The organism is Pandoraea terrigena (assembly GCF_902459705.1).
Lineage (GTDB): Bacteria > Pseudomonadota > Gammaproteobacteria > Burkholderiales > Burkholderiaceae > Pandoraea > Pandoraea terrigena.
Map to the genome: position 1 here is coordinate 1 of NZ_CABPRU010000012.1, position 11,951 is coordinate 11,951.

Below are 11,951 nucleotides of genomic sequence, written 5' to 3' on the forward strand. Positions count from 1 at the left end.
GGGGAAAGGGGTCCCGGTTCTTCCGGGGGGGGAGGTGTAGAGGGGCCCTCCCCCACAACAACCCTGCAAAAAAAAAAAGCGAAAACCAGTAGAAAAACGGGAAACCGAAGAGAGACGGCGTCAGCCGGTTAATGGGATGGACTGCCCCCGAAGGGGTATCGTGCTAGTGACTCATCTCGTTTTCGGAGGCCATCATGGCAATTTCTTTTCTCGGAATCGATGTGGCAAAAAATGTGTTCCAACTGCACGGCGTCGACGCGTCTGGGAAAATCACGCTACGACGCCGTGTCGCGCGGTCACAACTCATGGAAGTCATCCTGAGGCTCACGCCATGCACCATCGGCATGGAGGCATGTGGCAGCGCCCACCACTGGGCCAGGGAGTTCGCCAAGCTGGGCCACGCGGTTCGGTTGATCAGTCCACAGTTCGTCAAACCCTTCGTCAAGGGAAACAAAACCGACAGCAATGATGCAGAGGCCATATGCGAGGCATTGCAACGCCCTTCAATGCGATTTGTTCCGGTGAAGTCTATTGAACAACAGGATGTTCAAAGTCTGCATCGTGCTCGTAGCCGCCTGGTCAACAATCGAACTGGCTTGGTCAGTCAAATGAGAGGCATCTTGGCCGAGCGTGGCATCGTGTTTGCTCAGTCGATCACGCGGGCGCGTCGAGAGATTCCAACCATTGTTGCTGACACCGGCAATGCGCTCACACCACTCGCGCGCGAAATGCTGTCCGATCTCATGGACCAGTTGCGCGAGCTTGACGGTCGAATCGCCGGCTTTGACAAGCGCATTGATGCAGTCTTCAAGGCCAGTGAAACATGTCAGCGCATCGCGAAGATCGAAGGTGTCGGCCCCAAAACGGCCACCGCCATTGTGGCCGCTGTCTCGGATCCGAAGGACTTCAAAAACGGGCGTCATTTCTCCGCATGGCTGGGCTTGGTGCCTCGCCAGTGCTCAAGCGGCGACAAAACGAGACTCCAGGGAATCAGCAAGCGTGGCGATCGACATCTGCGAACATTACTAATTCATGGCGCACGAGCGGTACTGCGAACTGCCCCCACAAAACAAGATAGAAAGCATGCTTGGGCTTTGGCGCTTCAGGAGCGGCGTGGCGCAAATCGTGCGATTGTCGCAATGGCCAACAAGATGGCTCGGACCATCTGGGCAGTGCTCGCCTCAGGCCAGCCTTATCACCCTGCGTAACCTTACTTCCACCGACGATGCGTTGATGATTGACAAGTGGCACACCGGTCGATCCGGCGAACAGGGAACCTGATTTTTATAACGGCCCTTGAGGTCTTCCAGTTGTTGAGGCCTGTTCGTGCGGATTTCCAGTTAGGCGCAGGGCTTACCCATGACGCCGGATATATGTACGCAATCGACTCTCGTGCTCATCGAAACGTCAACTTGCTATCCAGGGCAGTCCATATATGTAGAACGGCCCCCACAGAACGCCAGCAAAAGGCAATAACAACAGCCACAGCCAACCCCTGCCGCGCGATAGCGACGCATTTTCACTCATGATTGCGTACCTCCCGACGGGATCACCACCGATCGCTCACGCAACGTGTGCCTGTAACGACTATATGTCGCAGACAACAAAACGGCCTATGGACAAAGCCCAGTCCTGCCGGATTCGCCCATAAGCCGCATTTCAAGAAGAGAAACCGGCATCGTCACCCCATGCCAGCCCGCCTCCCGCCACCACTCACCTACATCCCAAACCACTAGACAGCCGGCACCACCGCCGTCACCTCAATCTCCACCTTCGCTTCGTCCTCCACCAGATCCGCCACCTCCACCGCCGTCATCGCCGGAAAATGACGACCGATCACCGCACGATAATGCTCACCAATCGCGCGATAACTTTCCACATACTCGCGCTTATTCTTCACATACCACGTCATGCGCACGATATGTTCCGGCTTCGCATTGCCCTCTGCCAGAATCGCCACGATATTCTCCAGCGTCTGACGCACCTGCAGCGCGAAATCATCCGTCTCGAAACGTTGCTGCCCGTTCCAGCCGATCTGACCGCCAACAAACACGATGCGGCTGCCGGCCGTCATCTCGAAAGCCATGCCGTTCGCATAGCCGCGCGGTTTCGCCCATTCAGGGGGTTGCAGAACTTGCAGCATCAAGACACTCCTTCAATCACAGAATCAGGTGCGGCAAAGCGCACAATCGCCGCACGCTGGGCATCGGGTACCGCGATCGGGGCGGGCCTGCCGCCCTCACCCTTCGCGACCCAAACCAATACCAGCGTAGCTTGCAAACGCGTCTCGTCGTTCGCACCCGAAAACCGAATGCGCAACGTCATCGACGAACGACCCAGACGCGAGACCTCCAGCGAACGCTGGAGCGTCTCGCCCAAAAAACTCGGCGCACTGAAACGACACTCAATGTTCGCCGTCGGCACGCCCATCGCATTGCGCAAATGCATCTCGCCAAACGACAGGTCGAGCCCTTCGGCGCACCAGTCCTCGACCAGATCGTTAATCATCTCGAAATAGCGCGGATAAAACACAATCCCTGCCGGATCGCAATGCTTGAATCGCACCAACAACGGCTTCACGAACGCGTGCGCCGCCACCTCAGCCTCCGACATATCCTCTCCTCCCCTGCGTGCCAAATCGCCACACCGCGTCAGTGTGAGTGGGCGCCAACTGGAGCGCCCTACCCGCGCCTCAATGCGCCATCTGCCGCAGCTTGAAACGCTGCAGCTTGCCCGTCTCCGTGCGGGGCAACGCATCGACGAACTCAATCGCCCGCGGATACTTGTACGGCGCGATGTTAGCCTTCACATACTCCTGAAGCGCCTTCACCATCGCATCGTCGCGCGGCTCGCCGGCCTTGAGCACCACATACGCCTTCACGACCTGACCGCGTGCCTCGTCGCTCGCGCCCACCACCCCGCACTCCGCCACCGCCGGATGCTTCAGCAATGCCGACTCCACCTCCGGGCCCGCGATGTTGTACCCCGCCGAGACAATCATGTCGTCCGAGCGCGCCTGATAGTAATAATTACCGGCCTCGTCACAACTGAACGTATCGCCCGGCAGATTCCAGCCGTTCTTCACATAATTCGTCTGACGCGAGTCCGCGAGATATCGACACCCCGTCGGCCCCTTCACCGCCAGCTTGCCCACCTTGCCCGGCGGCAGCGGCTGCATCTTATCGTCCACGATCATCGCGATATAACCTGGCACCGGCTTGCCGATCGCGCCCGGCACCACGTCACCGTTCGCCGCCGAGATGAAAATATGAATCATCTCCGTGCCGCCAATGCCGTCGATCATCTCGATGCCCGACGCCTGCTTCCAGATCTGGCGCGTCGCATCCGGCAACGCCTCACCCGCCGACACCGTCTTCTTCAAGCTCGACAGATCATACTTGTCCACCAGCGCCGCCATCTGACGATAAAACGTCGGCGCCGTGAAACAGATCGTCGCGCCATACTGCTCGATCGACTGCAACAGACTGTCCGGCGTCAACTTCTCCAGCAGCACCGTCGCCGCACCGACACGCAACGGGAACGTCAACAAGCCGCCCGTGCCGAAAGTGAACGCTAACGGGGGCGTGCCGCAGAAGATGTCATCCGGCCCCGGCTTGAGCACATGACGAGGAAACAGATCGCACATCGCCAGCACATCACGATGGAAATGCATCGTGCCCTTCGGCTGGCCCGTCGTGCCGCTCGTGAAGGCGATCAGGCAGACATCGTCCACCGCCGTATCGCAGGCCTCGAAGCTCGCCGGCTGGCCGGCCATGCGGGCCTCCAGTGAACCCTCACCCACGTCGTGGAAGTACACCACCTGCGTCAACGCGGGACAGAAATACTCATGGTCCGCCCGACGGTTGAACTCCAGCTCATCCTTCAAACGTCCATCGCAAAGTGCCGCTCCGATCTCCGCCTTGTCGATGATCTGCTTGAGCTCCTTCGCACGCAACAACGGCATCGTCGGCACGCCCACCAGACCCGCCTTGATCACCGCCAGCCACGCGGCCGCCATGAACAGGTTATTCGGCCCACGCAACAGCACACGATTGCCCGGCACCAGCGCCATGTCGTTGCGAAGCACGTGTGCGATGCGATCCACCATCTCGCGCAAACCACGATACGTCGTCACCGTCGGCTGACCGTTCTCCACCGAATAAATCGCAGGCGCCTCGCCGCGACCTTGCGCAATCGCGCGATCCAGCAGTTCGGCGGCGCAATTGATACGCGCCGGGTACGCCACGTCCGGATTGTCCAGCAAAAACTCGGGCCACTGATCGACAGGCGGCAGATTGTCGCGCGCGAAAGTGTCGAGATGTCCAGATCGTTCCATGTGCTTCTCCTTGCCCCCGGTAATCAAGCATGACGCCTGCGCGCCGCCACAGACCGCGCTCAGCCGTCCTTCAACAGTTCGCGCGCGATGATCAGTTTCTGTACTTCCGTTGCCCCTTCGTAGATCCGCAGCGAACGAATCTCGCGATACAGCCGCTCCACGATCGCGCCCGACACCACCCCCGCGCCGCCGAACATCTGCAACGCACGATCGATCACCTGCTGCGCCGATTCCGTCGCGAACATCTTCGCCATCGCCGCTTCGCGTGTCGTGCGCTGCCCCTGCACATCACGCTGCCAGGCCGCCCGATACGTCAGCAGCGCGGCGGCGTCCACCGACGTCGCCATCTCGCCCAGCGCGGCCTGCGTGATCTGGAAATCGGCGAGCGTCTGCCCGAACATCTCGCGCGACTTCGCGCGCGCCAGCCCCTCGTCGAGTGCACGACGGGCAAAGCCCAGCGCCGCCGCCGCCACCGACGCCCGGAAAATATCCAGCGTCATCATCGCCACCTTGAAGCCCTGCCCCGCCTCGCCCAGACGCGCGGACGCCGGCACGCGACAGTCCTCGAACCTCAGACGCGCCAGCGGATGGGGCGCACTCACGTCGATCCGCTCGGCAATCGTCAGCCCCGGCGTGTCGGCATCCACCACGAATGCGCTGATACCGCGTGCGCCCGGCGCCTCGCCCGTGCGCACGAAAACACAATAGAAGTCCGCGATACCGCCATTCGAAATCCACGTCTTCTCGCCATTGAGCACATAGTCGTCGCCATCGCGCGTGGCCGAGCAAGCCATGGCGGCCACGTCGGACCCGGCGTTCGGTTCCGAAAGCGCGAACGCCGCAATCGCCTCGCCCGATGCCACGCGCGGCAGATAGCGCTGCTTGAGCGCCTCGCTGCCCGCCAGCGTGATCGCGCCGCTGCCCAGTCCCTGCATCGCGAAAGCGAAGTCGGCCAAACCGTCGTGACGCGCGAGCGTCTCGCGCAACACACACAGCGCCCGCGAATCCAGTTGATCCAGCGCGCCGCCATGACTCGCGCTCACGCAATACTTCAGCCAGCCCGCGCGGCCCAGTTCGCGCACCAGCGACACGCACGTCGCGTCGGTATCCGCCTGGTGATCGACCTTCAGCGCGCGCGTGCACCAGGCATCGAGTTCCGCACCCAAGCGCCGATGCGCCTCGTCGAAGAAAGGCCACGCCAGAAAATCGCCGTTGCGCGCGTTGTGGGGAGTGATATCGCTCATCGTCTCGCTCGCGTCAGTCGCCCTTGAACACCGGCTTTTGCTTGGCGACGAAGGCATCGTAAGCGCGGCGGAAATCCTTCGTCTGCATACAGATGGCCTGCGCCTCGGCTTCGGCCTCGATGGCCTCGTCCACGCCCATGTTCCACTCCTGATGCAGCAGCTTCTTGGTCACCCCGTGCGCGAAGGTCGGGCCGCACGCGATCTGATCGGCCAGCGTCTGCGCCGCCGAGAGCACCGCGCCACCGTCATGCAACGCGTTGAAGAACCCCCATTGCAGCCCTTCCTCGGCCGTCATCACACGACCGGTGAAAAGCAACTCCGACGCGCGGCCTTGTCCGATCATGCGCGGCAGCAACGTACACGCGCCCATGTCGGCACCGGCCAGCCCCACGCGTACGAACAGGAACGCCGTCTTCGCCTGCGGCGTGCCCAGACGCATGTCAGAGGCGAGCGCCATCATCGCCCCGGCCCCGGCACAAATCCCGTCGATGGCGCTGACGATCGGCTGCGGACAGGCACGCATCGCCTTGACCAGATCGCCCGTCATGCGCGTGAAGTCGAGCAGTTCCGGCATGCTCATCTGCGTGAGCGGGCCGATGATCTCGTGGACATCGCCGCCCGAGCAGAAATTCCCGCCCGCGCCAGTCACGACGACCGTCTTGATGTCCGTCGCGTAGACCAGCGCGCGAAAAAGATCGCGCAACTCGGCGTACGAGTCAAACGTCAACGGGTTCTTCTTGTCGGGACGATTCAGCGTGATCGTACCCACGCTCGGCCGCCCTTGGGCGTCGTTCGACACCGACCACAGAAAGTGCCTGGCTTCATAGTTCGCGAACGGGCGCTTGTGATGCGCCATCGTCAGTTTCACGTCACTCATTGGCCGATCTCCTTGAATAGGTTGTGCATTGGCGCTTAGCCGACGGTCACTTCGCCGCCCGCCACCGCGACCGACTGTCCCGTCACCGCGCTGGCGCCCGGCTGGCAAAGCCACAGCACCGCGTCGGCAACCTCTTGCGGTTGCACGAGGCGTCCCTGCGGATTGCGGCGGGCCAGCTCGGCACGCGCATCGTCTTCGCTGCGTCCCGTCTTCGCGACGATGTTCGCCACCGCGTCGCGCACGATATCCGTTTCCGTATAGCCCGGGCAAACGGCATTGACCGTCACCCCTTTCTTCGCCACTTCGAGCGCCAGCGCGCGCGTAAGCCCGACCACGCCGTGCTTGGCCGCGCAATACGCGGTGACATAGGGATAACCGATCAGCCCGGCGGTGCTCGCCACGTTCACGATCCGGCCCCACCCGGCCGCCAGCATCGCGGGCAGCGCGGCGGAAATACAGTGGAACGTCCCCGTCAGGTTGACGTCGATCATTTGCTGCCAGAGCACAGTGTCCGTCTTGCCGAACGGCGCGCTGAGCGCTTGCCCCGCGTTGTTGACAAGCACTTGCACCGGGCCGAAACGCTCGGCCGCGCGCCCAAAGGCCGCGCCGACGGCGGCGGCATCCGAGATATCCGCACTGACCCAGGCCACCTCGCCACGCGCGGCCAACGCCTGAGCGCCGTTCGCGAGCGTGGCTTCGTTGCGGCCGAGCAGCGTGACGCGTGCGCCCTGCGCCAGCAGTGAGCGGGCCACGGCCTCACCGATGCCCCGCGCGCCGCCCGTCACCAGCGCATGCACACCCTCAAGCGAGGCTGGCGAAGCGCTGGCCGAGATTGTCGTTGACGTCATGAACTGTCCTTATTTACCGATCTGTTGAGCGTAGGCGGCCGCACGCTCCAGATTGGTCTCGTATTGCCGCTTGCCCGCATAGTACTGCGCCGGCCACGGCAGATCCTTGTAGCCGATCTTCGCGGCTTCATGCAGCGTCCAGAACGGATCGGCGAGGTGCGGTCGCGCCAGCGCGCACAGATCGGCACGGCCCGACGCGATGATGCTGTTCACGTGATCCGCCTCGAAAATCGCGCCGACGGCCATCGTCGGGATACCGGCCTCGTTACGCACACGGTCGGCAAACGGCGTCTGGAACATGCGCCCGTAGACCGGCTTCTCGTCCTTGCTGACCTGGCCCGACGAACAGTCGATGAGATCCGCACCGGCATCCTTGAAGGCGCGCGCGATCGCCACGGCGTCGTCGGGCGTGATACCGCCTTCGACCCAGTCGTGCGCCGAAATCCGCACCGACATCGGCTTGGCGGCTGGCCAGACATCGCGCACCGCATCGAAGACCTCCAGCGGATAGCGCAACCGGTTCTCGAGCGAGCCGCCGTACGCATCCTGACGCTGGTTCGTGAGCGGGGAGATAAAGCTCGAGAGTAGATAACCGTGCGCGCAGTGCAATTCGAGCCAGTCGAACCCCGCCTCCGCGGCGCGGCGGGCCGCGTGTACGAAGTCGTCCTTGACGCGGTCCATGTCGGCGCGGGTCATCTCGCGCGGCGTCTGCGACACGCCGTCGATGTAGGGCAGCGGCGAAGCCGAGATCAGCGGCCAGTTGCCATCGTCGAGCGGCTGGTCGATACCGTCCCAGGCCAGCCGCGTCGAGCCCTTGCGACCGGCGTGGCCGATCTGCATGGCGATCTTGGCGTCGCTGCCGGCATGCACGAAGTCGACGATGCGCTTCCACGCATCGCGTTGCGTATCGTTCCACAGGCCGGGGCATCCCGGCGTGATACGTGCGTCGGGCGACACGCAGGTCATCTCCGCGACGATCATGCCCGCACCGCCCAGCGCGCGGCTGCCCAGGTGCACGAGGTGGAAGTCGCCCGGTACGCCGTCGACCGACGAGTACATCGCCATCGGCGACATCACGATACGGTTCTTGAGCGTGAGCTCGCGAGCTCGGTACGGCGTAAACATGGGCGGAATCGCGTGCTGGCCGGCGGCGCGCGTCACACCGGCGCGCGCGGCGAGCCAGTCTTCGAAGCCTTCGACGTAGGCGGCGTCGCGCACCCGCAGGTTCTCGTGAGAGATCCGTTGCGAGCGCGTCAACAGCGAGTACGCGAATTGCTCCGGGGCGAAGCGGGCATAGCGCGCTACGGTTTCGAACCACTCCGTCGAATTCCGAGCCGCGTTCTGAATCTTGAGCACTTCGATGCCGCGCGTGGCTTCGTAGTCGGCCAGCACGCGCGGCAATGCATCGATGTCCTGCGCGCGCAGACCGTCGGCGAGGGCGATGGCATCTTCCAGCGCGAGCTTGGTGCCCGAGCCGATCGAGAAGTGCGCGGTGTGCGCGGCGTCGCCCATGAGGACGATGGGCACGCGCTTGCCGTCGACACCGCGCCAGTGCACCCAATGTTCGCAGATAACGCGCGGGAAACGGATCCAGATGGCCGAGCCGCGCAGGTGCTTGGCGTTGCTCATGAGTTCATGGCCGCCGAGGTACTTCGCGAAGAGGTTTTCGCAGAACTTCACGCCCTCTTCCTGGCTCATCTCATCGATGCCGTGGGCGCGCCAGACTTCCTCCGGCGTCTCGACGATGAACGTCGACGTGTCGGCATCGAACTGGTAGGCGTGCGCCTGGAACCAGCCGTGCTCGGTTTTCTCGAATGCGAACGTGAAGGCGTTGAAGCGCTGATGCGTACCGAGCCAGACGAAACGGTTCTGCCGCGTATCGATGTCCGGGCGATAGCTGTCGGCGTAGCGGGTCCGGATGCGGCTGTTCAGGCCGTCGGACGCGATCACCAGGTCGGCTTGATAGCGGCGGGCAATCTCCTCATCGTCGGCAACGTCGGTCTCGAACACCAGTTCGACGCCGAGCGCCTCGCAGCGCGCCTGCAGGATGTTGAGCAGCTTCTTGCGGCCGATACCGATGAAGCCGTGACCGCCCGACGTGATCGTGCGGCCTTCGAAGTGGATATCGATATCGTCCCACCGGTTGAAGGCGGCGTTGATCTGCGCGGCACTCTCCGGATCCGCCTCCTGGAGGTTGTCCATGGTGGCGTCGGAGAACACGACGCCCCAGCCGAACGTGTCATAGGGGCGGTTTCGCTCGACCACCACCACACGGTGCGCCGGGTCGCGCAGCTTCATCAACAAGCCGAAATACAGGCCCGCGGGACCGCCACCGATACAGACGATATTCATCTCCAGCCTCCGGATTCACAGATCGCGTCGCGTTTGCCGATCTTTGTTAAATCGTAAATAGTTTATACCTAAAATACTAGCGAAAAAAATTACGGCCGGCAAGGTCGGCGGACCCTGACCTGCGACGGGGTCGGGAAAGCCCCTAGAGGGGGGCATTGTCCGAGGCTGCCATCGGACGATTCCGAAAATTCGCCGATGTGTCCAAAACCGAAATCTCTGGCGCGGCGCATCTGCCAGACTCCTCGACGTCGTGTCATTCACGGTTCTCTCCAACCTCTGGCCTGACGCCAGGGTGTAAGCCCCCCCGGCTGCTGCATGTTCACCGTGCTCACTGTTGCGCCCTTTTTGCGCATTCGCGTCTTCGCACGCGCCGATCACCGCCATCACGTCATGGCGGATTCCGGCGCGTGGGTGATGACGCGATGCACCGTTTCGACTACAAGAAAGGGCAACATCATCCGTGGCACATCGCGACCGGCCGGTCTTCATCGCATTTCTCAATCGCGGCCTTGGCGCCCTAGTCCCCCACACGCCGGTCGTCCTTCGCACGAGCTTGCTGGCGTGCGGACTCGCGCTTCAATGCCCGACAGGCGTCGCTCAAGGCTACCCGCCCACGGTGCGCGACGCCGTGCGGCAAGGGGTGCAGGACGAACAACTGGAACGCCAACGCCGGGAGGCCGAGGAGCGCGAACAACGCGCTGAAGCACCCGACGTGCGCCTGCCCGCCCTTGCCGACGGCACGCCAGCCTCACAAGACATCCGGCAGCTCCCAGCCGAATCGCCCTGCGTTGTGCTTCGCGGTATCACGGTGACGGGACTGGGCGGCGCCCCGCTGCCGGTGCCCTTTGCTTCGGTCGAAACCGCGCTGATCCCATTCGCCGGACAGTGCGCGGGCACAAACGGGGTGGCCAAAGTGGCCGCCGTGGCCACCGAAGCGATCCTGGCCGAGGGCTGGGTCACCACACGCGTGATCGTTCCCGAACAGGACGTGGCCGATGGGCATTTGACGCTCCAGGTCATCCCCGGCACCGTCTCGTCGGTCCGCTTCTCCGATCCGGCCACACGCGGCACCTGGCGCTCTGCCGTTCCCTTGCGGGACGGTGACCTGCTCTCGCTGAGCGCGCTCGAGCAGGGACTCGAACAACTCAAACGCCTGCCGAGCCAGGATGCCGATATCCGCATCGAGCCCGGTGACACGCCCGGATCGAGCGAGGTGTTGATCGACGTGCAACGGCAAAGGCCATGGCGCCTGCTGGCCTCCGTCGATAACAGCGGCACGCGCGACACCGGGCGCTTGCAGGGTCAACTGGCGATCGGCCTTGATAATCCGCTCGGCTTGAACGACCTGCTGGACATTGCCGTTCAACACGACCTGTCGACCGGCGACAACCGGTTCGGCACCCGGGGCGCGAGCGCCAGTTACTCGCTGCCCTGGGGCTACCACACCGTCTCGATTTTCGGCAGCACGCGCGCGTACTTCCAGCGCATTGCGGGCGCCAACGAATCGTTCGTGTCGAGCGGGCGCAACCAGACAGTCGAACTGCGGCTGGAGCGCGTCATCCATCGCGACAGCCGTGGCAAGACAGCACTGGACGCTCGGCTGGGACGCCGTTTCGGCAAGAGCTTCATCCAAGACTTCGAGATCTCCCAGCAGTACCGGAACAACACCTATCTGCAGATCGGTGCAACGCACCGGCAATACCTCGGCACGGCGCAGGCGGACCTTGCCCTGAACTATCGGCAAGGCATGCCGTGGTTCGGCGCGCAGGACGAACTGCGCGACCCCATCACCCGACAGCCGACGAAGCAAACGTATCGCTACCGCATGTTCACTCTGGACTTGCAGTGGTCGGTGCCGCTCCCCGTGGGCCGTTTCCCCGTCCGGTATGTCGGCACGCTCCACGGGCAGACCACGGCCAACGCCTTGTGGGCTGTCGACCAGATAGCGATCGGCGGCCGCTACAGCGTACGCGGCTTCACCGGCGACCAGACCCTGAGCGCCGAGCGCGGCTTTTTCCTTCGCAATGAGTTGCACGTGCCGATCGCGGCGAGTGCCCACGCCGTGTACGCGGGTGTGGACTACGGGCGTGTGTTCGGCCCGAGCGCTCGCTACCTCCCCGGCACCCAACTCGCCGGTGCGGTCATCGGCCTGCGCGGACAAATCGGCACGTACGGCGGCCGGTGGGGCAACGCCAGCTACGACGTGTTCCTCGCCAAACCCCTCAGCCACCCCGCCCGTTTTCCTGTCAATGCCGCCGTTGCCGGCGTGTCGATCGCCCTCCGCTACTGAGTCC

9 protein-coding genes are annotated in these 11,951 nt (G+C 63.3%); 2 read left to right on the forward strand and 7 right to left on the reverse strand.

Annotated elements, in window-relative coordinates:
- Positions 1-194: 194 nt before the first annotated feature.
- Positions 195-1,208, forward strand: a complete 1,014-nt coding sequence (locus PTE31013_RS19960) for an IS110 family RNA-guided transposase (RefSeq protein WP_150614388.1) — start codon at positions 195-197, stop codon at positions 1,206-1,208.
- A 524-nt stretch (positions 1,209-1,732) separates the two neighbouring features.
- Here PTE31013_RS19960 and PTE31013_RS19970 read toward each other — a convergent pair.
- From PTE31013_RS19970 to PTE31013_RS20000, 7 genes are all read right to left on the reverse strand, one after another.
- Entirely contained in the window at positions 1,733-2,140 is a 408-nt protein-coding gene (locus PTE31013_RS19970) for a RidA family protein (protein WP_150614505.1), read from the reverse strand.
- A gap of 2 nt (positions 2,141-2,142) precedes the next feature.
- Positions 2,143-2,613 (reverse strand): acyl-CoA thioesterase, encoded by a 471-nt coding sequence (locus PTE31013_RS19975; protein ID WP_150614389.1) that lies wholly within the window; start codon positions 2,611-2,613, stop codon positions 2,143-2,145.
- Positions 2,614-2,692: 79 nt separating this feature from the next.
- A complete protein-coding gene (locus PTE31013_RS19980) occupies positions 2,693-4,336 on the reverse strand; it encodes an AMP-binding protein (RefSeq protein WP_150614390.1) in 1,644 nt (547 codons plus the stop codon).
- Between the two features lie 59 nt (positions 4,337-4,395).
- On the reverse strand, positions 4,396-5,580 hold the full coding sequence (locus tag PTE31013_RS19985) for an acyl-CoA dehydrogenase family protein (RefSeq protein WP_150614391.1): 1,185 nt from the start codon (positions 5,578-5,580) through the stop codon (positions 4,396-4,398).
- A 13-nt stretch (positions 5,581-5,593) separates the two neighbouring features.
- The gene (locus PTE31013_RS19990) at positions 5,594-6,457 is read right to left on the reverse strand and encodes an enoyl-CoA hydratase family protein (protein ID WP_150614392.1); all 864 of its coding nucleotides are present in this window, start codon (positions 6,455-6,457) and stop codon (positions 5,594-5,596) included.
- A 35-nt stretch (positions 6,458-6,492) separates the two neighbouring features.
- A complete protein-coding gene (locus PTE31013_RS19995; RefSeq protein WP_150614393.1) occupies positions 6,493-7,305 on the reverse strand; it encodes an SDR family NAD(P)-dependent oxidoreductase in 813 nt (270 codons plus the stop codon).
- Between the two features lie 9 nt (positions 7,306-7,314).
- Positions 7,315-9,657 carry a bifunctional salicylyl-CoA 5-hydroxylase/oxidoreductase gene (locus tag PTE31013_RS20000; RefSeq protein WP_150614394.1) on the reverse strand — a complete coding sequence of 781 codons (2,343 nt, stop codon included), beginning with the start codon at positions 9,655-9,657 and terminating at the stop codon, positions 7,315-7,317.
- A 460-nt stretch (positions 9,658-10,117) separates the two neighbouring features.
- Between PTE31013_RS20000 and PTE31013_RS20005 the strand changes: the two genes are divergently transcribed.
- Complete coding sequence (locus PTE31013_RS20005) at positions 10,118-11,947, forward strand: ShlB/FhaC/HecB family hemolysin secretion/activation protein (RefSeq protein WP_246174751.1); 1,830 nt, start codon at positions 10,118-10,120, stop codon at positions 11,945-11,947.
- The last annotated feature ends 4 nt before the right edge of the window (positions 11,948-11,951 follow it).